A 23,264-nucleotide genomic window follows, 5' to 3' on the forward strand; every position below is an offset into this window, starting at 1 on the left:
TCAAGGCGTATTACCCGCTTATCCCATTCCATTCCATGCCATCCCTCAAGAAACTCGCGCTCGGAGGCCTCGTGGCCGCGGTGCTCATCGTGCCTGTCAGCGTTTCCGCGCAATCCGCAAGCGATCTGCAGGCGCAGATAGCGTCGCTCCTTTCGCAGGTGCAGACGCTTCAGGCGCAGCTCTCCGCCATGCGTGGCGCGGCATCGAGCACGCCCGCATTCCCCGGCAGGCCGTTTCCTCCGTACTGCATTATGCTCAAGAACAGTCTTCGGCTCGGTGATACCGACGGGACGGCGGGAGGCGAAGTCTCGAAACTTCAACAGGCGCTCGCGGCTTCGGGCTTCTTTTCCGGAACGGTGACAGGGAGGTTTGATACTCTGACTGAGGGCGCGGTGCAGAGATTCCAAGCACAAAACGGCGTCGTCTCTTCAGGATCCGCCATGACGACCGGATACGGCGCGGTCGGTCCCGCGACCCGCGCACGGCTCGCCGATTGGTGCAACCGTGTCGAACCGAAGCCGGAGCCGACGGCGACGAGCACTCCTCGCGCGACCAGTACGCCGCGCGTCCCCGCCATGCCCCAGCGTCCCGCATCGACAACCGAACCGAGTCGTCCGAGACCGGGTTCGAATCCCGTCGTATGCACCCAGGAGGTGAAGCTCTGCCCTGACGGAAGATATGTCTCGCGCACCGGCCCGAACTGCGAGTTTCGGGAATGCGAGGGATCGGCCGCCTCTTCGACAAGACCGAAGCTTAATCCCCGAAACGATACGTCCTCGGCAAATACCCTCAGCGCCGCCGCCATCGCTGCGGTACAAGCCGAAGTCGATGCGCTTGCCGCACAGGTCAAAGCATTCCTTGGCCGATAACAGAGAGAGAGCGCGAACGCGCGGCCCGGGAGGGCGGCGCGGTTTGCCGTGCGGTATACTGGCCGTCTGATGAAATCGAAAAGCGAAAAGATATTGAAGGCGTACGCGAAGCAGGGTGCCCGGATAGAAACGAGGGGGAAAGTGCGCATGAGCGCGAAACAGGATTTCTCACTCTGGTATACGCCGGGAGTCGGCGCGGCTTCAATGCATCTTGCCCGAAAGCCTTCCGACGCCCGGAAAATGAGCGTGAAGAAGAACTCGGTCGCGGTCATCTCGGACGGCTCGGCCGTGCTCGGGCTCGGCAACATCGGCCCCTATGGCGCGCTTCCGGTGATGGAAGGGAAGGCGCTCATATTCAGGGAGCTCGGCGGCGTCGACGCCTGGCCGATCGTCCTTGATACGCAGGATCCGGACGAGATCGTGCGCACCGTGCTTAGGGTCGCGCCGGGCTTCGGCGGCATCAATCTCGAGGATATCGCGGCGCCCCAGTGCTTCGATATCGAGAAGCGGCTGGTCGAAGCGCTCGATATCCCGGTCATGCACGACGACCAGCACGGGACCGCGATCGTCGTGCTTGCGGGCCTCATAAACGCGGCGAAGGTCGTAAAGAAGGATTTTAAGAAGTTACAGGTTGTTATAAGCGGGGCAGGGGCAGCCGGGACCGGGGTAGCGAGACTGCTTCTTCTGGCGGGGATTCGCGATGTCATCGTACTCGACCGCGCGGGAACGATCTACGCCGGACGCGGGGGCCTTACGCCGCACAAGGCGGAGCTCGCCGCGCTTACGAATCCGCGAAAGATCTCGGGCGATCTTGCCGCCGCGCTTTCCGGCGCGGATGCCTTCATCGGCGTATCGGGGAAGGGGGCGCTTCGTGCGGAGCATGTCCGGAGCATGGCGCCCAAAGCGATCGTCTTCGCGCTTGCGAATCCCGACCCCGAGATCATGCCGGAGGAGGCCAGGGCGGCCGGAGCCGCGGTCGTCGCGACGGGCCGCTCCGATTTCGAGAACCAGATAAACAACGCGCTTGTTTTCCCCGGGATTTTCCGGGGCGCGCTTGATAAAGGCGTGCGCAGGATCACCGACGCGACGAAGCTTCGTGCCGCGAAAGCGCTTGCGGCGCTCGTGCCGCGCCCGACCGCTTCCCGCATCATTCCCGATATTCTTGATAAGCGGGTGATGAAGGCAGTCGCCGGGGCGGTTCGTTAGCCGGTTTTTTCTATAAGGGCGGTAAACGCGCAGTGGTCGCTCAGGCCGCATATCCTTTCCACGTCAGAAACACGGTATGCGTCGGTACTGAAGATACAGTCAACCATCAGCTCGAGGGGCCCTGCGCGGTGCAGGGTGCCGTCTATGCTCGTTGTGTATTGTTGCGGGATGTTGTCGGTGAAATGGGCGGCGATTCCCGCGAATATTTCCCCGCCGCGCGGCGCATTCAGATCGCCGCAGAGCACCATGTCCCCGGCGCGCTGAAGGGAGCTCAGAAGCACCGGAAGGTCCCGGCGCTGGAATTCGTCCGGTCGCCCGTCCGGGCTCCAGGTAAAGTGGGTCGTGCCGATGCGAAACGAAATGTCGTTCTTCTCGATGTCGCAGTAGGAAAGCGCGTAGCTTTGGGTCTCGTATTTCCTTTGCGCATTTGCGATATCGAACACGCTTTTCGGTACCTCTTTGCATCCTCCGTAGTGCACGACCGTCCGGTTTCGCACGGGATATTTCGAGAAAATGCCGTTGCCTTCGATATCCGGCCTGCCATCCGTTACTCGGCGCGTTGTCGGAACGAAAAAACACGGTCCCTCGCAGATCTCTTCCAAGAACGGAACGTTCGATTCGAGAAGTTCCTGAATACAGAGCACGTCGAACGGGTGGCTTGCGAGAAACGGTTTAACGAGATCGAGATGCTTGTCGAGCTCGATGTTAAGTTGCAGCAGCGCCAACGCTTGTCTCATGGCTTGTTGCTACGATAGTACTTCGCCAGGCTGCGGACACGCAACCGTCAGTTTCCATCGACCCTATTCTCTGTGCTCGGCCACAGCGCGATCGCGAGCGCCGCGGCGGCAATGGAGAGATCGCGGAAGAGCACTTCGAACTGGTTGAGGTTGAATGCAACGATCGCAAGCAGCATGAGCGCCGCGAGAATCGCGGGGTACCGCACTTTCCAGCCGGAGATAAGCCAGAGGGCGATAACGACTTCGGCCGCGCCGAAGGCGTGAAGCAGCAGGGTCGTGTCGACCGGAAGGGCCTGGACGAACTGCGGAAAATAGCCGATCCATGAGAACGGATCGCCTATGGCCGCGAACGGCGGATACAGGAAGGAGAACGCGACGCCGAGGCGCAGTATGAGGTGTGCTGCCCGCTCGCGATCCATGCCGTTCTATTGCGCCTGCACTTGTACCTGGACTGTGGTCGCGGATACCGCCGGGACGACGGTGACCGAGCCGGTATCGTTCGCGCCCGTGTGGTTGTGGTATCCCCAGGTGCCGGTCTTGCCGAAGGTGAAGCTCCAGCTTCCTCCCTTGCCGATCGCGGTGCATTCGTCGAATACCGAGCTTGAGGACGGCGCGTTGTTCACACAATGGCTCGTGCGGCTCGTATTGTCATAGTCGGTATGCGACGGGTGCTCGTCGGAGCCGATCCACATCGTGTGGGAGCTGTTGTTGACCCAGGTGACTTTCGTCCCGGCGCCCACCGTCACGGTCTTCGGGGAGAAGCCGCTGTCGGTATAGGTGACGGTGACCGGCGTGGTCGGGGCGGTGACGTTCGTCGTGGTCGTCGAGGTGGTGGTCGTGACGGTCGTCGGCTGTCCTTGTTCCCCGCTCGTGTCCTGTACCGTTTCCTGAGCTGGCGCGGGAGCCTGTGTGCTCTTCGGAGCGAAGAGGTACCATGCGCCGCCGATGATAATAATCGCCGCGATAACGAGTCCTAGGGTCTGGTTGGTGGTCATGAGATAGCTGGATAACTGCTTATAAATCCTCCCCTCAGTCTACTACACCCTGTCCCCGAAGCACCCGCACGATCGACATACGCATGCCGAGAAACCGGCCGAAGAGCGCGCCCGCAAGAAGGGCGAGGGTGAACGCTCCGAGCGCGGGCCCGTGAATGAAATGGCCGAAGATCCAGTTGCGAGAGAGCTCGGCCGCGATATAGAGCGCGATGCCGATGCCGCCCACGACATCGAGTTCCGATACGACGCGCTCCCTGGTCTCGTGCCAGCGGATCGTGAGAAGGCGGCCGAGGAGAACGCCGATGCCGGTTCCAAGCAGAAGGCCGAGCCCCGCAAGGGGAAGGCCGATATCGCCCTGCCATACGTCCTTGCCGATGAACGCGAGGATGATAAGGGAGATGAGAAGGAACAATCCGAGACGGATCCTGAGCCCCCGATCCACGAGCGCTCCGCTTAGCTTATGTTCCGCCATCGCACCAGCATACTACGCTGTCTTCCTGAAGGTTTGGTGAGGCCCTCCGTCCTCCACGCGGTATTCGTTCACCGCCTCGTGCGCAAGCCGCGTCGGTTCCGGGAGGCGGTGCTTTCGGACGCAGTTCCGTACGAGGTCGAGCGATTCCTCGAGCGTGATGAGGTGGCCGGGGGAGATGAACATCGGCTTCACCGCCCGCTTGGTGCGAAGCGCCGCGCCGATGATCTCGGCCGGGTCAGTCCGGTCGTGAAGGTATGAGACCGAGCCTGCTTCGGTGCCGGGCTCCTCATATACGCCCGTGAGGACGCTTTTGGCGCAGCCGACCGTGGGGAGGTTGAGCGCAAGGCCGAGGTGTGTCGCGATGCCGAGCCTTCTTGGGTGCGCGATGCCGACGCCGTCAACGAGTATCACGTCGGGCTTCGTATCCAGTTTCTCCCATGCCTTAAGGAGCATCGGAATCTCACGGAAGGAAAGAAGGCCCGGAATATAGGGGAAGGGAATCGTGTCCTTCACTACGCTGTGCGCGACCAGCCTTAGGCTCGGGTATTCGAGCACCACAAACCCGGCAAAGCCTTCCTTGGCGAAGCGGTTCATCGATACGTCGCAGCCGCCGATGAGCTTCACTTCTTTCGTTAAGGGTATAAGCCGCACTTCCTCGCGGAGCTTCTTCTGGAGCGTTATCGCGTCCTTGGGAGAGAGATTCCAGTCGTGGGCGATCATGAGGACACTATAGGCCGGGCAGATGGTATTTCAATGAGGGCGCTGTCTTCTGCCTTATAGGGGAATATGCTAAGGTTCTCCTCAAAGGAGACGTGGCTGAGTGGTCGAAAGTACCTCACTGCTAACGAGGCAGGGATTAACGTCCCTCGAGGGTTCGAATCCCTCCGTCTCCGCCAGATGTCCAAATTCGAACCCAAGCAGAATAAGGGTATTTGGACTAAGATAATGACATGGCAACCAAAACGGCAAATTCAGGTCTTCATCAGGCCAAAACTGCCAAAAAGGACGAGTTTTATACCCAACTCGTTGATATTGAAAAAGAGCTGAAACACTACAAGGACCAATTTCGTGGCAAGGTGATTTTTCTGAATTGTGACGATCCGTACGAAAGCAACTTCTTCAAGTATTTCGCTGGTAATTTCAATGCTCTCGGATTAAAGCAGCTTATTGCCACGAGCTACAAGCGATCGCCTATTGCCAACACCCAATTAGGACTCTTTACCGATGGTGAGGTAGTGTCCGCAACTAAAGGCCGCCCAAAAGTGACTGCCAACAAATTCGTTATTAACGAAGTTGATGACATAAATGGTGACGGTTCTTTTGACTTGCGTGATATTGCGGAGCAGCTTAAAGCTAATAAAAATAACGAATGGACTCCATTAGACGGCGAAGGAGATTTTCGGAGTCCGGAGAGCGTAGAACTGCTCAAGCAAGCTGATATTGTGGTGACAAACCCGCCCTTCTCGCTTTTCGGCGAGTATATTGATCAACTTGTTCAATACCAGAAAAAGTTTCTGATATTAGGAAATCAGAACGCTATTAAATATAAAAATGTCTTCAAGCTTATAAAGGAGAATAGGATGTGGCTAGGCTATGACAATGGAGGAACGAAATGGTTCCAGGTGCCGGATGACTATGATATACAAACCGAATCAAGAATCAAAATAGAAAACGGTGTGAAATATTTTAGTATGGGCAGCATTGTGTGGTTTACAAATCTTGACACAACGAAGCGTCACATAGATTTCACAATGTACAAAAAATACAAACCCGAAGCATATTCAAAGTACGATAATTACGACGCGATCGAGGTTTCTAGGGTGGTAGAAATACCAATGGACTATGGCGGCGAAATGGGAGTTCCGATTACCTTTTTAGATAAATATAATCCTGACCAATTTGAGATTATTGATCTGCTAAACCGATACACCTTGTTTGACTCTCAGCAAACGAACGAAGATGTCAGACGAAGGCACTCCCACACTTGTAATATCAATGGCAAGGCCGTATTTTCTCGAATTTTAATAAAGAACAAGCAAATTTGAAAATAATTATGAAAATCGAGCTAAATAAGGTTTCGGTCCGTGAAGTGGTGGCAGAATATAAAGACAGCGCTGAGGAGGGTGTTGTGGCCTATGACGGTAAGCTCGATGTGCGCCCAAAGTATCAGCGAGAATTCGTATATAAAGACAAACAACGCGATGCCGTTATTGATACTGTCAGAAAAGGGTTTCCACTTAACGTGATGTATTGGGTAAAGACCGACGAAGGAAATTTTGAAGTATTGGACGGGCAGCAGAGAACAATCAGTCTCGGTCAGTATGTAAACGGTGACTTCTCTGTTGATTTCAACGGTCGTCTGGCTATGTTCCACAACCTTACCAAAGAAGAGCAGGAGCAGATTCTGAACTATGAACTGATGATTTATTTCTGCGAAGGAAACGATAAGGAAAAGCTCGATTGGTTCAAGATCATCAATATTGGCGGTGAGCGTCTAACCGATCAGGAGTTACGCAATGCTGTCTATACCGGTCCGTGGCTTTCTGATGCCAAGCTCAAATTCAGTAAATCAAACTGTGCGGCATACCTCCTCGCAAACGATGGCGGTGCGCTGCTCAAGGGCTCTCCAATTCGGCAAGAATACTTGGAAACTGCGATCTCATGGATAAATAACGGGGATGTGGCGGGCTACATGGCAAAACACCAGCACGATGAGAATGCGGAAGAATTATGGAAGTACTTCCAAAGTGTTATTGAGTGGGTACGCAGGACCTTCCCAAACTACCGCAAAGAAATGGCGAGCGTAAATTGGGGGGAACTATATAACGAATACAAAGACAAAAAACTCGACGACACAAAACTAGAAGAGGAAATCGCACGATTGATGCAAGACGAAGATGTAACGAAGAAATCCGGTATTTACCCTTATGTCCTTACGGGCGAGGAACATCACCTTTCAATCCGTGCGTTTAACGACAATATGAAGCGGGAGGCGTATGAGCGCCAGAAAGGTATCTGTGTGAAATGCGGGAAGAAGTTTGAGATCGAGGAAATGGAAGCCGACCACATTACACCGTGGCACCAGGGAGGAAAAACAAAAGCCGAAAATTGCCAGATGCTATGTAAAGACGATAACCGGAGAAAATCTGGAAAATGATAATGAAACAAGGAGATCTCCATATCTGGGTAAGAAAATTACTCCAACAGCTTCGTACCCAAACCGATTCAAAAGAAGATTTATATACAAATATTCTTCTCTGGGCACACGATAAGCAAGAGTCTGGATTCTCATGGGAGGAAATGAGATCAAAGTTCTCACTGAATGCAGAACAAGAACATTGGGTTAGGAATATTTTCCTAACTACTTCAGATGGAGATAGGAAATTCTTTGAACATTTACGGAACGATGATTCCGTATCACCGAATATTTATTACTACGCTTTAAATGAAAAAGGGATCACAGCGGCAATAAACTACAAGGGCTTGCGACATGCTGAAAAGAGCAGCACCCAAGCGTTATGGGTCGCAAGTATATCTATTTTTCTGGCAGCTATCGGTTTGTTTTTTACAGTTAAACAAACGAATTTGGCCGAGACCCAAAGTATCTCGGAAAGGATAAATCAAGCAAGGAGTATACAATCAGCGCTTGAATTCTGTCAGCAGAATCCTGATTCTCAAGATTCTGGTCTCTATGAGATCTCGACTGGTAAATCTGCTTCATGTCCTCAAGTAGTGCGTAACTATTCCTCTACCTCCTCACTGTTGGATAGAATCAAAAGTCTGTTTAAGTAACTGGAGAATTCGGATTTATTCTATTGAATAATCGATCGCACTCTTTCTTTTAGACGATTTAGGCTGTGGCACCTCAAACCACTCCGGATGAGCTTTATATATAGCCCTCAATTCCTGTATACTTTTATCAAGTTTCCCGAAGGTAAGCCGTGTTTTTGGTTCGAATTTCGGGACACCGCCTCCGCATCTAACAGCTAGCACCAGGAACCTCGGGTCTAGCTGGTGTCTAAAAACATCCGGTACTTTCTCTTACTTGTTCAATATAAAAAGGACGGGCCGGAACTGTAGAAGTTCCGGCCCATGTACTGTGTTCCCGTATTGAGTTTTGTATATTGCTTGATCAGGTGGTCCTACCTGTTGCAGGCGTGAGGAGAGACTTACTCTCCTCACGTTTATAACCTGCAGGACTTATAGGTCGTCCATACACCATGCGCACATCGACACATGGCTCAACGCTTCAGTCAGGCGTCCGACGGAAGGGGCATGAAACTCATAGGGAGTCATATGCACGTCCTTCCATTGAAGTTTCGACGCTATTCCAAAACATTGGTAGCCGTCGCTTTCGCGGTCTGGGTCTTCGAGGTTCTGAACTTCAGAATCCCAACTCTGGAAGCCGAGAGCTCCCGCGTCTTTATCTCTAAGATTGTCATCGACAACCTTAAAAATGCCCGCGGATAATTCTTCCACGAGTAGCCACGACCTTTGTGACAACCGTACGCCCGCAAGGGCGTTTATACGGCCTCCGAGAGAGGACGCATGGTCGGCATGGACGTATATCCGGTGCCGACGGACAAATAGCAATCTGAACAACTGCTCAACTCCTCTGTTAGATTTTCAGGGAACACAGCGCCTAAAGTGTAACAGTGTACATAACATATGTCAATACCCGGGCTTGAATCCGCTCCTGAAACGCAACACCTGACGTAGGCTCGGTGGATGAGCCATCACCACCTTTCGCGCGGCGAGCGGGTCGCGCTTGCTGCGTTTCTCCGGACAGGAAAGAGCCGGGCCGAATGCGCCCGTCTTCTTGGCGTCCACCGCTCGACCATCTCGCGGGAACTGCGGCGCGGCGGTACCGAATACAAGGCGGTCGCCGCAGACAAGGAAGCCGCACGGCTGCGGAGAGAATCAAAACAACGAGCGCGGAAGATCGAGAACGACCATTCACTCGAACGAGAAATCGTTCGACTCCTGAAGAAGGGACACTCTCCCGAACAGGTATCAGAAGAGGTGCGGTTCGTCTCGGACGACGCCATATACGATTGGATTGAACGTTCCCGAAAAGATCTCGCGGTACTCCTGCCCCAGCGCGGCAAGGTGCGCCGCCGGTACGGGAAGAATACGGGCGCGGTCCAAGGATGGACGAAATCCGTACGCAGTATCGCAGAGCGACCGAAGGCGGCGAACGACCGCTCCCGCATCGGCGACTGGGAAGGAGATACGGTCGCCGGACGGGATCGCGCCCGTCTGCTCGTGCATGTCGACCGGAAGAGCCGGTTCATCCTGGCCACGATCACGGCAAACGGGACTGCCGATACGATCCATGCCGCTGCGGGAGCCTCGTTCAAGGGACTTCCCGTTCGAACCATCACGTATGACCGCGGCAGCGAGTTCGCTCTCTGGCGCATGATTGAGCGCGATACCGGCGCAACCGTGTACTTCGCGAACGCGCATCATCCGTGGGAACGGGGCACGAGCGAGAACTCGAACGGCCTCCTGCGGCGGTTCTTTCCGAAAGGAACGCCGATCGGCGAGAAGCTCCAGCGGGACGTTGACCGGGCCGTGCGGCTCATCAATCATCGGCCGAGGAAATGTCTCGGCTGGAAGACGCCCTGCCGCGTGTTTGGCCGCTGTTGCGTTTCAGGCTAGGATTCAAGCCACCCTGTCGTGCGTTTGAGCTTCCAGTCCCATCTCTCCTAGAGAGACCGGGACGAGGAAGCCTCGCTTCAACGAACAGGTACGGAGTTTGGAACCGTAATGGAAGGAAGCCCGTGCGCGGCGAGCCGGGCATTTTCGAGTTCGAGGAGTTTCGCTCCAAAAGCTGTCGATCGCGCTGAAAGGATAACGTGATAACGGCGACCGCCGTTACGGAGGTCGGCTTTGGCGCCTTGCCCGGTTCCTATGTACGCATCGAATATTTTATGGGCAATTTTCTCCTGCTCGGGGACAGGAAGCGCGGCTATACGCGCAAGGGATTCGGACGGCAATACGCCGTTATGCTTTGGTGACTCAAACTCGAGAACGATGGCATGTTCGACTACCGCAAGCTCACCGAGCTTTGCGAGTTCCTGAGAGAAAAGGGTATGTTCAACGGCTTTTTGGAAAGCCGCGCCATTGGCACGACTGAAGAAACCTCCCGAGACCGGATAGAATTTATGCGCAAGCAGGAACTGCGCGTCTGTGTCCAAATCGGCAATTCGATCCGCAAGCTTTTGTATCTCGGACTCAGATACGATTGCGTGACTATGCAGCATCTCAAGCAATCCTGGCACGACATCTAATCCCTCACCAAAGGAGGGGCGATGGGGAGTCTTTTCAGAAGCCGTAACCGCGCCATGACGACCTGCTCCGGCAGGGAAAATTTCTTCAGGATGTCTCATGAAGTCATGATATCACCATCTTGAATGAAGACCAATGCCAGGCCGGAGGAGTTGCGTAATCCTCCTTGAACTATTAATTCGGGGAGGATGCATTATGCAACACAGGGCAAGAGCACGCAACTACGAATCTTGAATTAGACCCCGAAGTGCACCACTGACCCCAAATGACCTCCTCCCCGGGCTCCGCTTCGCTGCGCCCGGGGTTTCCTTTTGCGGCGCTTGCGCGTGACCGCTCCGCATTCATCCCCGCGCTTGCGGGGATGAGGGATATGCGCGGGGTTTCCTGCGAACACAAAAAAGCACATACCCGGCCGGGTATGTGCTTTTCAAGAAGTCAGTTGTTGCGTTTCAGGCTCGAATTTAAGGGGAATAGTCGTCTGTCCGCCATCGTTTCGCCCAATCCCGAATTCGAGAGTAAATAATCGGTACTTAAGGAGGTTTTCACCGTCCAACTCAAAGTCCCACCCCCTCCTCAAACACGCTAGAATGCTCCCATGCTCAATAACGCCTTCATTCTCATCGTCGCCCTCTATCTGCTCGGGAAGGGCTCGACCATGGCGACCGCGTACGCCGGAAGGCTTGCGGAGAGCTTCCGTCTCTCGAGGTACACCGTCGGCTTCCTCGTTGTCGCCGTCATCTCGATACTTCCGGAGACGTTCGTTTCCATAAACGCGGCCATAAGCGGGATACCGTCGTTCGGCCTCGGCGTCCTGTTCGGCTCGAATATCGCCGACCTCACGCTCATCTTCGCGATCCTCATCTTTTGCGCGGGGAGAAGCCTTAAGGTCGAGAGCAAGATCCTGAAAAACCAGGCCGCATATCCGTTTCTCCTGCTGTTTCCGCTCATCCTCGGCCTTGACGGATATTTCTCGCGGCTCGAGGGAGCCGCCCTCATCGTCGCCGGTGCGGCGTTCTATTACCTCGTCTTGCGGGAAGGAATGGACAAGGCCGCGCCGGCGGCTAGCGATACCGGCCGCTACGCGAGTCTCGGGATGCTGCTTCTTGGCATGGCGGTGCTGCTTATCGGCGCGCACTTCGCCGTCACGTCGGCCGCGGCCCTTGCCGGCGGCCTGGGAATAAGCCCGATACTTGTCGGCATGCTTATCGTGGGCCTCGGGACGACCATGCCCGAACTGTTCTTCTCGTTGCGCGCGGTCAGGAAGAAGGACGACCCGCTCGCGATCGGCGATCTGCTCGGGACGGTGCTCGCCGACGCCACGATCGTGGTCGGCATTCTCGCGCTTGCAAGCCCGTTCGCGTTCCCGCAGAAGATCATCTATATAACCGGCGCGTTCATGGTGGCCGCGGCATTCACGCTGTTCTATTTCATGCGCTCGGGGCGCTCTCTTACCCGGCGGGAAGCGTGCGTCCTTGTGGCTTTTTGGGTAACGTTCGTCGCGGTCGAGTTCTTCGCGAATACGTAGGCCTGCTGGCACCAGGCGCGAAAATCGTTCCGGCGGCGCGTCATCTACTCCTTGGCTCGTACCTGTCCTAGCGGGGTACGTGGCGTAAGCCGCGCGCGTAAAAACCAGGGGTATTTCCACGCTTTTTAAGCGTGGTACTCTGGTCACAATCCGGGCCGCACCGCATGAGCGTGGCCACTTAATTTATGAGCAACGCTCCACGTCAAAAGAAAGAAGAATCACCGTCGACCGTCACGGTGTTCCGCTTCGTGGCCGGCTATTGGAAGCGGCAGCCGAAGAAGCTGGCGCTCATCCTGTTCCTCTTCGTTACCGCGACCTTTCTCGAAGCGAAGCTCCCCGACGCGCTTTCGTCGTTCCTCGAATCGATCCGCGTCTACGACCACGACCCCGCTCCGATACTGTGGTACTTGGGACTGTTCCTCGGCACCTATTTTTCGTACGTCATCCTCCGGAACGTGGCGTCCTTCGTCTATAACTCGTTTGAGACGCGCATCTTCACCGAACTCGTCAACGACATATTCGTGCACGTGCAGTACTTATCGGAGCGCTTCTTCGTGAACACGTTCGCCGGAAGCATTATCACGAAGGTCAAGCGCGGGAGGGATCGGATCGAGACGTTCGAGGATCAACTCATACTCCGCCTCCTTCCGACCGCGGTCATCCTCACGAGCAGCGCCGTCCTTTTGTATTTCCGGTTTCCGACCCTTGCCATCGCGCTCGCCGCGTATCTGGTTATCGTGATCGTCGTAAGCGTGGTGATGGTCTTGCGGTTCGCGGGGCCAGCCCAGGGGCTCTATGCGAGCACGGAAGACGTATTCGGCGCTCATCTGGCGGACAGTATTGCCAGCATCGCGACGACGAAGGCGTACGCCCAGGAACGGAAGGAGATCGGCAGGTTTTTTTCCGTCACGGAACTGTTGCGCGCGAGAAACCTGAGCGCCTACTACCGCGGGAACGCCACCGGCTTCCTTCAGCAGGCCATGCTCGGAGGAATGCTCGCGCTCCTTCTTGGGGGAGGCACGTGGTATTTCCTCCATGGCCAGGCAAGTATCGAAGACATGGCCTATCTTGCGTTCGCCTATAACATCATGCAGTCATACGTGCGGGAGGTCGGCGAGAATATCAAAAACCTCCTCACGTCGTCGTACGACCTGCACGCGGTCGTCGAACTCATGCAGGAAGTCCCGCATGTGCGGGATGCCCCGAACGCTCCCGCGCTTAACGTAGCCGGCGGCGCGATAGCGTGGAACGACGTCAGCTTTACCTATCCCGGGAAAAAGACTCCTATCTTCGAGCATTTTTCCCTTTCGATACGGGCTGGCGAGCGCGTCGCGCTTGTGGGGCACTCCGGAAGCGGCAAGACGACCTTCGTGCGGCTCCTCCAGCGCCTCTATGACGTGCAGGGCGGCGATATTCACATAGACGGACAGAATCTCAAGGAGATCGCGCAAAGCTCGCTTCGTAACGCGATCGCGCTTGTTCCCCAGGATCCCGTCCTCTTCCACCGGAGCCTCAAGGATAATATCGCGTACGCGACCCCGAACGCGACGCTCGACGACGTCAGGAGTGCCGCTACAAAAGCCCATATCGACGAGTTCATCATGCAGCTCCCCGAGCAGTACGAGACCCTGGTCGGCGAACGGGGCATCAAGTTATCGGGCGGAGAGCGTCAGCGCGTCGCTATCGCGCGCGCCATTCTCTCTGACCGGCCCATACTCATACTCGACGAGGCTACGAGCTCCCTGGACTCCGCGAGCGAACGGGCCATACAGGACGCGCTGCAGGCGCTCACCCACGGGCGCACGTCCATCATGGTGGCCCACCGCCTCTCGACCATCCAAGACGCCGATCGGATACTCGTCTTTGACGGCGGGCGCATAATCGAGGAGGGAACCCATGCCGAGCTCGTCAAAAGGGAAAACGGAGCATACGCGCAGTTCTTCAAGCTCCAGTCGGGAGGATATGTTTGAGTGCGCGTAATAGCGCCTGTCTCAATCAGTAGAGCTTTAACGCTCGGTATATCGTCGATTTAATCTGCGCTGCTTCAAAACAGGTCTCAATAAGCTCCGACGCAGTCAAGCAGCGGAACCGCCCGAGAGCGTGCCGTGCTAGAGTTTCCGGATGTTTTCGACCGAACACCTTCTCGTTTACGGAGTGCTGGGCGTTACTACGTTCGTCAATATCGTGGTGCCCATATCGGGCTCCGCGGTCGTAACTCCTCTTCTCGCGCTTTTCACCGACCCGCATCAGGCTATCGGGATTGCTTCGGCATTTTTCGTCATAAACGGCGTCGTCCGCGCGTTTATCTTCCGCGCCAGTATTCAATGGTCGGAGGTTCGCGTCCTGCTTCTTCCGTCGGTCATCGCCGCTGCCATCGGTGCGCTTGCGCTCGTCGCCGTTCCCGAAGCGTGGTTGTTGGTTATCATTTTCTTTTTCTCGCTATACTTTCTCCTTAAGAAGCTGCGGATCAGTCCCAAGCGCGGAAAGCCGTCCCCGATCCTAAATCATTCCGTTGGAGCGTTTTCGGGTTTCCTGCAAGGAACAGGGCTGGCGGGCAGCGACCTGCGCAATCAATACTTGTATGCGCAGAATCTGAACATCGCCGAAGTCCATGGCACGACATCGCTTGTCGGCGCAGCGAATTTCTTTGTAGCAACCGCTATCCGGTTGTATACGGGCCAGCTCACGTTGCCGACAATCGAGCCGCTCGTATATCTGCTTCCCATCGTTATTCTGGCGATATGGCTTGGAAAGCGCGCGCTCTACCACATCCCCCCAAAAGTCTCAGATCGTATTGTGCTTGGCATCATGGTCATCGTCGTACTTTCCCTCGGGTATGAAATCCTGACAAGATTCTAGCGATCAATATATTTATACAATTCGTGTTCCCCTAAGCGTCCCAGTCCCGTGGTACCGTAAGCATATGAAAGCCCGCGAACAGGGAGAACACTTCTTCTATACATTGCTCGGGCTCGTGGCGCTCCTGTGCCTCGCGATCTTCTGGCCGTACGCGGGCGTGATCACGGTCTCCGCGGCGCTTGCGGTCGCGCTCTCGCCGGTATTCCGCTGGTTCGACAGGCGCGTGACCCGCGGCATCCGCTGGCTCTCCTCGCTCCTTACCGTCCTCGCGTTTGCCCTGATCCTCGGCGTCCCGCTCGTGTTTCTCGGCACGATGATATTTGCGCAGGCCGAAGGCCTTTTCACCGCCCTCGTCCACGGCGGTTCCCCGGCCTGGCTCGATTCGCTCATCCCGGCGCTCAAGGGCCTTAACATCGGGGATTATGTCGGCGAGATCGCGTCATTTCTTCTGGGACACGCGGTGAGCATATCGGCATCGACCCTGGGCCTCCTATTCTCGCTCCTCCTTGCGCTCCTTTCGCTTTTCTTCTTCCTCAAGGACGGCAGGGCCTTTATCGAATATCTCTCCGTGCTCTCCCCGCTTACGGAAGTCCAAAGCCGCAAGATATTCGACCAGCTTGCCGCATCGATCGACGGCGTAATGCGGGGCTATATCATCATCGGCCTCGTGCAGGGAATCCTCGCGGGCGTCGGGCTGTGGCTGTTCGGGGTGCCAAACGCGCTGTTGTGGGGATTCGTGGCGGCCTTCGCTTCGATGATACCGACGATCGGCACGGCGACGATATCCGTACCGGCCATTCTCTATCTCTTCGCGGTGGGGGAGACGGTGTCGGCCATCGGCCTTGCGGCCTGGGCGGTCGTGGTCGTCGGGACGGTGGATAATTTCCTCAATCCCCTCATCGTCGGGAACCGGCTCGCCCTTCCGCCGCTTGCCGTGCTCTTCGCGGTACTTGGCGGCATCGCGCTCCTCGGTCCCGTCGGGATACTCGAGGGGCCGATCGTCGTGAGCCTCCTCCATACCCTCGTCGTGATTTATAAGGAGGACTTCAAGCCCGCATGAAGAAGATACGCCTCAAGATAGCGTCGCTTGACGCCGTATTCGACCCGCTTGATCCGGAAGCGATACCGAACCGAAGGCTCTCCGCCGACTGGCTCGAATATGTGTTCGAGATGATGGAAGAGCGCGACCGCGAGTTCGGCGGCCTCTCGCTCGTCATCCCGCCGGACGTGCTCGGTCCGCGCGCTCCGCAGGAGATCGTCGACGACATGAAGCGCCAGCTCATCGCGCACGACGAGTCGCTCCGGGTGAAGCTCAAGAAGAATTTCCGCACCGGAAGGGTGACGCTCCTCCTTGCGCTCGTCGTGCTCGCGGTATTCGAAAGCCTCTCGGTCCTTTCGGGCGACTTCAATCTGGGACCGTTCCAGCAGACCTTCTCCGAAGGGTTTCTCATCATCGGCTGGGTCGCGCTCTGGCGGCCCGTCGAAATACTCCTCTACGATTGGTGGCCGATCGTCGACGAGCGCCGGAAAGTCCGCAAGCTTCTTAACGGGAAGATCGAGGTCGTAAGCCCGTAGGGTCGCACTTTTCGCACCGGCAGCCGTGCGGCTTGATGTGCTCGTCCCAGTATTCTTTTCCATAGTCGTACGTGAGTTCCTCGCCTTCGCGTATCGCGCGTATCGATTCGATGAACACATGCCCGCGGACCGTATGCGGCTCGCAGTTCGGGCGGCAGGAGTGGTTTATGTATCCGGCCGTATTGACGCGCGGCTTTCCGTCTATCGTCTTGCGTTTGTTCACCTCGAAGAGATATTTGCTCCGGCTCGTATAGGTTTCCGCTTCCGAAAGGGTGCGGCCGACGTATTCGATGATGCGCTCTCCTTTTTTGAACGGGCGAAGGGCGAAGAGCCCGAGGCCCGCGCTTGAGCGCCGGACTGCGAGACCGTCCGAAGGGTGTTTCTTATCCCGCTTCCTGGATTTCATCCCGTTCTTTATACCGCACGCCGCTCAGTTGAGCATCCAGATCGCGTAGTTGAGGTATGCGGCGAAACTTACCCACAGCACATACGGGAGGAGAAGATACGCGGCACCCTTCGAAACTTTGCAGAACGCGGCGACGGTCGCGAGGATCGCGAGCCAGAGGAGGACGATCTCGATAAGCGCCCCGGCGGGATTATGGAAGCCGAAGAATATGACGGACCACAGCGTATTGAGGACAAGCTGGACTGCGAAAATAGAAAGCGTGGTGCGTACGCGTCTTCGGGCGAGCCCTTCGTTCCATATGAGAAACGCGGCGACGCCCATGAGCGCGAACAGGATGGTCCAGACCGGAGCGAAGATCCAAGAAGGCGGCGCGAACGCGGGCAGGACAAGCGTTGCATACCAGGTCGGGATCGCGGGGATGGTGAACAGGGAACCGATAACGCCCGCGAGTTCGGAGACGGCAATTGCGATGACGAGCTTAAGCCAAGATGAGATGTTCATGCGGATAGTGTAGCGCATCGTTATCAGCTAGTTTCACTGCACGCCGCGTGCGGAGAGTCTTCTTGCAAAATTCATACGCCTGCGGTTATAGTCTATTGGTGCCTGTGGGCGCAAGCCCCGTTCGGCGATGGTACACCCAAGCTGAAGAGCAGGCACAACAAAGGAGCCGCCTCGCGCGGCTTTTTTGTTGTGCCTATTCGGGATCGGCTTTTGCCAAATAGTCCGGGGCCCTGAACGGCATCACGCTGTAGAAATTAAGGGCGCCGTTTCCGATTTTCCGTACGACGACTTTAAGCTCGATGTTGACTCCCGGACGAGAAGCAATGAGTGCGACGAAACACCAGTCCTCGATTACCTTGGCTATCCTGAAGCCGTCACCTTTGGGTCTTCCGATCGGCCCAAAATATCTCCGATGCTGTTGTACGGTTCCGGCTTTCTTGAGCACGTACGGAGCAAGCGGAAATGTCCTGTATCTTCTGATCTGGGCTTTTTTCGAACGTTCCGAACCCGCGGTGTTGTATTGGAAGTGATGGAAACCGTCCGAATTGAAACCGACATCCTGGTTAAAGTACGGACAAAATACTTTCTTGGTGCTTTCATACAGGGCCCTGGTCTGCGCTTTAAGCTGAGCACAGCATTCGTTTTCCGTAGCCATAGCGACATGGTACGTATGAAGTATAAGAAGTTTATAAAATTACGTATCGGTAGTTAGCGGTCAATGCGCGAGCGCGACGGGAAGAACGCGCTTCGCGCCCGCATCAAGAAGTGCGTCCGCGGCGGAGCCAAGCGTTGCTCCCGTCGTCACGACATCGTCAAGGAGGATATAGGTATAGGAAGGATCGATAGGATTTGTTGCCGCGAAAGCCCCGCGAAGATTCTCCCTGCGTCCGGCTCCCGTAAGGGTGGTCTGCGGCGCAGTATCGCGGGTACGCGCGAGGATATCGGCGCGAACCTCAATTCCGGCATGTTTCGCGGCCCGAAGCGCGATTGCTTCGGCCTGATTGTAGCCGCGGGAGCGAAGGCGCTCGCGCGAAAGGGGGATAGGAACGAGAACGGCCTTGCCAAAGCTCTCCTCGCTTCCCAGGTCAAGAAGATACTCGCCAAGCACTTCGCCAAGAAGCCCGAAGGCCCTCCGTCTCCCGTGATATTTCGCTTCGTGCACGAGTGCCCGGACGCGCTCGTTACCAAACGGAAGGAGTCCCGTCACAACGGGCTTGGTGCCGGGAACAAGCACTGGCTTTACAAGCCCTGCCAACAGCTCCTCGGAAACCCCGCGCACCACCCGTTCGTCGACGCGGGGAGGGAAAAGAAGATCAAGGAGCGAAGCGAACACCGGCATGTTCCACAGGATAGCGCATGCTAAAATGAGCCCATGAGTTTCTGGAGTTCGCTTTTCGGCGGAAAGAAAGGCACGAGCGTGCTTGGCGTCGACATCGGCTCGTCTTCGCTCAAGGTCGTGCAGCTGCGCTCCGATAACGGCGTCGCCGTGCTTGAGACCTATGGCGAACTCGCGCTTGGCCCGTACGGCGGGTTCGAAGTCGGTCAGGCGACCAACCTCCCGGCGGATAAGATCGCGGAGACGCTCCGGGATCTCCTTCGCGAAGCGAACGTAACGACGAAAGACTGCGGCGTCTCGATCCCGTTCTCCCGCTCGCTTCTCACGCTCGTCACGCTCCCCAAGCGCGAGGATCAGGCCGAGCAAAAGACGGTCATCGAGCTCGAAGCCCGCAAATACATTCCCGTGCCGGTTTCCGAAGTGCAGCTTGACTGGTTCATCGTTCCCGAAAACGACCCGGCGGGTTCCGCGAACAAGACGCAGGTGGACGTGCTTCTGGTCGCCGTGCATAACGATGAGCTCAAACTGCTTGAAGCGGTCGTTAAGGGCGCGGAACTTGCCGCGTCGTTTTATGAGATAGAGATATTCAGCACGATACGTTCCGTCGTCGACGAGCCCGTAAAGCCGATTCTCGTGCTCGACATCGGCGCGTCCGCTACCAAAGCATATGTGGTCGAGCACGGCATCGTCGCGTTCTCGCACAACATCACGAACGGCGGACAGGATGTCACCCAGGCCATCGCGAGCGCGCACGATCTTCCGATAGCGAAAGCGGAGGAGCTTAAGAAAGCGCACGGTTTCACCCCGAGCACGGATGCCAAATACGGGCGCGAGTCGATCGAGCTCGTCTTCTCCCGTATTTTCTCCGAAGCGCGCCGCGTCCTGGTGCAGTATGAAACCGCGCACGAGAAATCCGTTTCCGCGATCGTCCTTACCGGCGGCGGGGGAGTCACCAAAGAGCTCGGCGCGTACGCGGGCACCTTCTTCTCGATGCCGGTGCGCGTGGCCGACCCGTTCGCGAAAACGGAAGCGCCGCAATTCATGCGGCCTATCCTCGAGGCCATAGGGCCGGAGTTCGCGGTCGCGGTCGGCGTGGCGATGAGGAAACTCGAGGAACTGCGCTGATGCGCCGTCCGTTATACACACGAACGCAAGGGATGGCGAGCGCGTAGGCTATACTCAAGACAGCGATGCCTCCAACGATTCCAACCTCATTCGTTCCCAAGCAGCCGGTACGCTCCGGCAGCAGCCGACCGACCGGATTCAACCTCCAGGGGCTTTTTCTCCTCGTCTCGCTCGTGCTTCTTGGCCTGTCGCTTGCGGCGTCCGCGGGCGTCTTCGCCTACGGGCGCTATCTTGAGGGTCAGGCGAGCGCCAAGTCCGAAGAGCTCGCCCGTGCCCGGGCAAGCACGAGCGAGAGTACGGTCGAGGAATTCCTTCGGCTCCGGAACCGCCTCTCCGCAAGCGAAGGCCTTCTTGACCGGCACGTGACCCTCTCCTCTTTCTTTTCGCTCTTCGAGAGCCTTACCATAGAACGGGTCCGCTTCACGGCTCTCAACCTCGCCGTGAAGGACGACCAGACGGCGATGCTCCAGGCGAACGGCCAGGCGGCGAACTTCAACGCGCTCGCCGCCGAGTCGCATGAATTCTCGGGAAGCCCGCACGTGAAGAACGCCATTTTCGGCAACTTTACCAATGAGAAGAACGGCGCCGTTAATTTCGCGCTCACGGCGACGATACTTCCGGGAGCGATCGCCGCGTTTTCGGCGGCGTCTTTCGCTGCTCCGGTTCAGGAAACCCCCGTTGCGGCCACTTCGACGGCAAGCACGACGCCAAGGGCGGCCACAACCACTTCGCTATGACCAGAAGCCCGCTCGTACCCATAGCGCTCATCCTCATCGCGACGGGGATATTTTTCCTGTATGTCCGCCCGACCTATAACGGTTCGGTTGCCGCGATGCAGGCTCAGATCGCCGGGTACGACGACGCGCTTACCGCCGCCGCGGCATACTCGGCCAAAGCGAACGAGCTTGCCGCCGCGAGAAACTCCATTCCTCCCGAAAACCTCAAGCGGCTCGAGACATTCCTTCCCGACGGCGCGGATAATGTCCAGATCATCCTCGATCTCGACGCGCTCGCGGCGCGCTCGGGCCTTTCGCTCGCGGACTTCACGACGAGCGCGCCCCGGGCCGAAGACGCGAACGCGCCCACGGGGAACCAGATCGAACCCGTGGACCTTACGGTAACCGCGACCGGAACGTACGGGGCGCTGCGCACCTTCATGGCCGGGGTCGAGAAGAGCCTCCGGCTTATCGACATCATGAACCTGACCGTAAAGCAGGCCGATTCCGGCGTGTACACGTACCAGCTGGGACTGCGCTTCTATTCCCTCCACTGATATGAACCTCAAACTTCCAAACAACGGAGCCGCGATCATAGGATTCATCGTCGTACTCGTGCTTGGCGGCGGGTATCTGTTCTTTTTCAGTACTCCCGCGGATGCGCCGCTCTCCGAGACGAACGTCGCTGGAAACGAAGCAGAGCAGCGCTTCGCTTCGCTTGTCACGCAACTCACCTCCATCAGTTTCGATACGCGTATTTTCTCCGACCCGCGTTTCGGCGCGCTCACCGACATGACGACGCCGGTAACCCCGGAAGCGGCCGGGCGGGCCGACCCGTTCGCCCCGTTCCCGGGAGCTTCCCGCACGACGACGGGACCGTAGCCGCATGAATCTCGTACCGCTTCTCGTCGAGAAGGGACTTCTGAAGCCGGGCGACAGCGCGGCGGTACTCGAAGAATCCAAGGACGGCACTCCCATCGAGCGCGTGCTTGAAAAGCACGGCGTTCAGACCTCGGACGTCCTTAAGGCGCTCGGCGAGCACTACGAGCTCCCGGTGCGCACCTTTTCGGAAGCGCCGCTTGACCAGTCGGCGCTCGCCTATATTCCCGAAGAATCGGCCAGGCACTACGGATTCGCGCCGCTTGGCGTTGCCGACGGAGCGCTCGAAGTCGGCGTCGTCGACCCCGACAATATCGAGGCCCTCGACGCGCTTCATTTCATTTCGACCAAGATCGGGATGCCGTACAAGCTGTTCGTCATCTCCCAAAACGATTTCGACCAGGTGATGCAGGAATACCGTAACCTCACCGGAGAAGTCGGGCAGGCGCTCTCCGAACTCGACGACGCGCCCGTCGGAAGGAAGCGCGGCGTGCCCGAAACCCCGCTCTCGGCGCCCGAGGAAGCGGTGCCGACCGAAGAGAACGGAGCGATCAAGGCTGACGCGCCGGTGACGAAGATCGTCGCGACGATACTCCGGTATGCGGTCGAGGGCGGCGCTTCCGATATCCATATCGAGCCGACACGGGAGAAAACGCGGGTGCGCTTCCGCATGGACGGCGATCTCCACACGTCGCTCGAGCTTCCGCTCAAAGTGCACCCGTCGGTCGTCGCGCGCATCAAAATACTTTCGTCCTTGCGGCTTGACGAGAAGAGGAAGCCCCAGGACGGGCGCTTCTCGGCGAAAGTCGAAAAGCGGCAGATCGACTTCCGCGTGTCGACCTTCCCGACGGAATACGGCGAAAAGGTCGTGATGCGTATTCTCGACCGCTCGAAATCGACCGCGACCCTCGACACCGTGGGCCTTTCTCCCGACCATCTCGCGTCGATCCGCGAAATGCTCAAGACCCCATACGGCATCATCCTCCTCTCGGGCCCGACGGGCTCCGGAAAATCGACGACTCTCTTCGCCATGCTCTCGGAAGTCGACCGCGAGACGCAGAACGTCGTGTCGCTTGAAGATCCGGTCGAGTACGAGATCGCGGGCGTCGCGCAGTCGCAGGTGAAGGAGGATATCGGCTACACCTTCGCTTCGGGGCTCCGCTCGATACTCCGCCAGGACCCGGACGTGATCATGGTGGGAGAGATCCGCGACAAGGAGACCGCGCAGCTCGCGATCCAGGCCGCGCTCACGGGACACCTGGTGCTCTCGACGATCCACACCAATACCGCTTCGGGCGTCGTCCCGCGCCTCATCGACATGGGCGTCGATCCGTATCTCATCGCGCCGACGCTTATCGCCGCCGTGGGGCAGCGCCTGGTGAGGAAGCTCTGCCCCGGGGCAGGAGAGCCGATGCCTATTTCCGAAAGCATCCAGGGCCTTCTCACCCGGGAATTCGCGGACCTTCCGGAGCAGTTCCGGTCGAAGATACCGGAATTCAGGCAGTTCTATAAGGCGGTGCCGACGCCGGACTGTCCGAACGGAACGCGGGGCCGCACCGCCGTGTTCGAGATCCTCAAGATGGACAAGGACCTTGAGCACGTCGTCCTCACCGAGCCCGTCGAGGAGAAAGTGTATGCCGCCGCGCGCGCGAAAGGGCTCATCACCATGCGCGAGGATGGTATACTCAAAGCGCTTGCCGGAGAGATCCCGTTCGAGGAGGTGAACACGCTCGGGGGAGAACTCTTTTTCGATAGCGAAGCCGAAACCTAAC

26 protein-coding genes and 1 tRNA gene are annotated in these 23,264 nt (G+C 57.3%); 17 read left to right on the top strand and 10 right to left on the bottom strand.

Annotated elements, in window-relative coordinates:
• The first annotated feature begins 35 nt into the window (after positions 1-35).
• Both WDN10_04230 and WDN10_04235 read left to right on the top strand, forming a co-directional pair.
• Positions 36-869, top strand: coding sequence for a peptidoglycan-binding domain-containing protein (locus WDN10_04230; protein ID MEJ0053899.1), 834 nt, complete (start codon positions 36-38; stop codon positions 867-869).
• 69 nt (positions 870-938) lie between these two features.
• Complete coding sequence (locus WDN10_04235; protein MEJ0053900.1) at positions 939-2,075, top strand: malic enzyme-like NAD(P)-binding protein; 1,137 nt, start codon at positions 939-941, stop codon at positions 2,073-2,075.
• Here WDN10_04235 and WDN10_04240 read toward each other — a convergent pair.
• From WDN10_04240 to nfi, 5 genes are read right to left on the bottom strand one after another with little or no spacing between them, the layout of a single operon-like run.
• Entirely contained in the window at positions 2,072-2,812 is a 741-nt protein-coding gene (locus WDN10_04240) for an endonuclease/exonuclease/phosphatase family protein (GenBank protein ID MEJ0053901.1), read from the bottom strand. The genes WDN10_04235 and WDN10_04240 overlap by 4 nt on opposite strands.
• A 47-nt stretch (positions 2,813-2,859) precedes the next feature.
• Entirely contained in the window at positions 2,860-3,231 is a 372-nt protein-coding gene (locus tag WDN10_04245; GenBank protein MEJ0053902.1) for a DoxX family membrane protein, read from the bottom strand.
• Between the two features lie 6 nt (positions 3,232-3,237).
• Positions 3,238-3,807 (bottom strand): plastocyanin/azurin family copper-binding protein, encoded by a 570-nt coding sequence (locus WDN10_04250; GenBank protein ID MEJ0053903.1) that lies wholly within the window; start codon positions 3,805-3,807, stop codon positions 3,238-3,240.
• Between the two features lie 34 nt (positions 3,808-3,841).
• Positions 3,842-4,279, bottom strand: coding sequence for a hypothetical protein (locus WDN10_04255; GenBank protein ID MEJ0053904.1), 438 nt, complete (start codon positions 4,277-4,279; stop codon positions 3,842-3,844).
• Positions 4,280-4,291: 12 nt separating this feature from the next.
• The gene (gene nfi, locus WDN10_04260) at positions 4,292-4,999 is read right to left on the bottom strand and encodes a deoxyribonuclease V (protein MEJ0053905.1); all 708 of its coding nucleotides are present in this window, start codon (positions 4,997-4,999) and stop codon (positions 4,292-4,294) included.
• Between the two features lie 86 nt (positions 5,000-5,085).
• Between nfi and WDN10_04265 the strand changes: the two genes are divergently transcribed.
• The 5 genes from WDN10_04265 (at position 5,086) to WDN10_04285 (ending at position 9,940) form a co-directional block, all read left to right on the top strand.
• Positions 5,086-5,175 (top strand) — tRNA-Ser (locus tag WDN10_04265).
• A 54-nt stretch (positions 5,176-5,229) separates the two neighbouring features.
• Positions 5,230-6,324, top strand: coding sequence for an adenine-specific methyltransferase EcoRI family protein (locus WDN10_04270; protein ID MEJ0053906.1), 1,095 nt, complete (start codon positions 5,230-5,232; stop codon positions 6,322-6,324).
• A gap of 8 nt (positions 6,325-6,332) precedes the next feature.
• Positions 6,333-7,436 carry a DUF262 domain-containing protein gene (locus WDN10_04275; GenBank protein MEJ0053907.1) on the top strand — a complete coding sequence of 368 codons (1,104 nt, stop codon included), beginning with the start codon at positions 6,333-6,335 and terminating at the stop codon, positions 7,434-7,436.
• Between the two features lie 2 nt (positions 7,437-7,438).
• Positions 7,439-8,071: a hypothetical protein gene (locus WDN10_04280; protein MEJ0053908.1), complete on the top strand. Its 633-nt coding sequence runs from the start codon at positions 7,439-7,441 to the stop codon at positions 8,069-8,071.
• Between the two features lie 936 nt (positions 8,072-9,007).
• Positions 9,008-9,940 carry an IS30 family transposase gene (locus WDN10_04285; protein MEJ0053909.1) on the top strand — a complete coding sequence of 311 codons (933 nt, stop codon included), beginning with the start codon at positions 9,008-9,010 and terminating at the stop codon, positions 9,938-9,940.
• A 77-nt stretch (positions 9,941-10,017) separates the two neighbouring features.
• On the opposite strand, the gene WDN10_04290 is transcribed toward WDN10_04285, so the two are convergent.
• The gene (locus tag WDN10_04290) at positions 10,018-10,671 is read right to left on the bottom strand and encodes a hypothetical protein (protein MEJ0053910.1); all 654 of its coding nucleotides are present in this window, start codon (positions 10,669-10,671) and stop codon (positions 10,018-10,020) included.
• A gap of 494 nt (positions 10,672-11,165) precedes the next feature.
• Between WDN10_04290 and WDN10_04295 the strand changes: the two genes are divergently transcribed.
• From WDN10_04295 to WDN10_04315, 5 genes are all read left to right on the top strand, one after another.
• On the top strand, positions 11,166-12,095 hold the full coding sequence (locus WDN10_04295; GenBank protein ID MEJ0053911.1) for a hypothetical protein: 930 nt from the start codon (positions 11,166-11,168) through the stop codon (positions 12,093-12,095).
• A gap of 185 nt (positions 12,096-12,280) precedes the next feature.
• A complete protein-coding gene (locus WDN10_04300; GenBank protein MEJ0053912.1) occupies positions 12,281-14,065 on the top strand; it encodes an ABC transporter ATP-binding protein in 1,785 nt (594 codons plus the stop codon).
• Positions 14,066-14,216: 151 nt separating this feature from the next.
• Positions 14,217-14,954: a sulfite exporter TauE/SafE family protein gene (locus WDN10_04305; protein MEJ0053913.1), complete on the top strand. Its 738-nt coding sequence runs from the start codon at positions 14,217-14,219 to the stop codon at positions 14,952-14,954.
• Between the two features lie 64 nt (positions 14,955-15,018).
• Entirely contained in the window at positions 15,019-16,014 is a 996-nt protein-coding gene (locus tag WDN10_04310; GenBank protein MEJ0053914.1) for an AI-2E family transporter, read from the top strand.
• Entirely contained in the window at positions 16,011-16,529 is a 519-nt protein-coding gene (locus tag WDN10_04315; GenBank protein ID MEJ0053915.1) for a hypothetical protein, read from the top strand. The genes WDN10_04310 and WDN10_04315 overlap by 4 nt, the downstream gene beginning before the upstream one ends.
• Here WDN10_04315 and WDN10_04320 read toward each other — a convergent pair.
• The 4 genes from WDN10_04320 to WDN10_04335 all read right to left on the bottom strand — a co-directional run bounded on the left by WDN10_04320 (position 16,498) and on the right by WDN10_04335 (position 18,775).
• Positions 16,498-16,935 (bottom strand): SET domain-containing protein, encoded by a 438-nt coding sequence (locus tag WDN10_04320; GenBank protein ID MEJ0053916.1) that lies wholly within the window; start codon positions 16,933-16,935, stop codon positions 16,498-16,500. The genes WDN10_04315 and WDN10_04320 overlap by 32 nt on opposite strands.
• Before the next feature lie 24 nt (positions 16,936-16,959).
• Positions 16,960-17,436: a TspO/MBR family protein gene (locus WDN10_04325; protein MEJ0053917.1), complete on the bottom strand. Its 477-nt coding sequence runs from the start codon at positions 17,434-17,436 to the stop codon at positions 16,960-16,962.
• Positions 17,437-17,629: 193 nt separating this feature from the next.
• Positions 17,630-18,091: a hypothetical protein gene (locus WDN10_04330; protein ID MEJ0053918.1), complete on the bottom strand. Its 462-nt coding sequence runs from the start codon at positions 18,089-18,091 to the stop codon at positions 17,630-17,632.
• A gap of 60 nt (positions 18,092-18,151) precedes the next feature.
• Entirely contained in the window at positions 18,152-18,775 is a 624-nt protein-coding gene (locus WDN10_04335; GenBank protein MEJ0053919.1) for a hypothetical protein, read from the bottom strand.
• A 33-nt stretch (positions 18,776-18,808) separates the two neighbouring features.
• Between WDN10_04335 and pilM the strand changes: the two genes are divergently transcribed.
• The 5 genes from pilM (at position 18,809) to WDN10_04360 (ending at position 23,263) form a co-directional block, all read left to right on the top strand.
• Positions 18,809-19,897, top strand: a complete 1,089-nt coding sequence (gene pilM, locus WDN10_04340; GenBank protein ID MEJ0053920.1) for a type IV pilus assembly protein PilM — start codon at positions 18,809-18,811, stop codon at positions 19,895-19,897.
• Positions 19,898-19,962: 65 nt separating this feature from the next.
• Complete coding sequence (locus tag WDN10_04345) at positions 19,963-20,634, top strand: hypothetical protein (GenBank protein ID MEJ0053921.1); 672 nt, start codon at positions 19,963-19,965, stop codon at positions 20,632-20,634.
• Positions 20,631-21,170: a type 4a pilus biogenesis protein PilO gene (gene pilO / locus WDN10_04350; GenBank protein MEJ0053922.1), complete on the top strand. Its 540-nt coding sequence runs from the start codon at positions 20,631-20,633 to the stop codon at positions 21,168-21,170. Before WDN10_04345 ends, pilO begins: the two co-directional genes overlap by 4 nt.
• A gap of 1 nt (position 21,171) precedes the next feature.
• The gene (locus tag WDN10_04355; GenBank protein MEJ0053923.1) at positions 21,172-21,495 is read left to right on the top strand and encodes a hypothetical protein; all 324 of its coding nucleotides are present in this window, start codon (positions 21,172-21,174) and stop codon (positions 21,493-21,495) included.
• 4 nt (positions 21,496-21,499) lie between these two features.
• On the top strand, positions 21,500-23,263 hold the full coding sequence (locus WDN10_04360) for a GspE/PulE family protein (protein MEJ0053924.1): 1,764 nt from the start codon (positions 21,500-21,502) through the stop codon (positions 23,261-23,263).
• Position 23,264: the final 1 nt, after the last annotated feature.

Source organism: bacterium (assembly GCA_037200965.1).
GTDB lineage: Bacteria > Patescibacteriota > Minisyncoccia > Phycocordibacterales > Phycocordibacteraceae > C7867-001.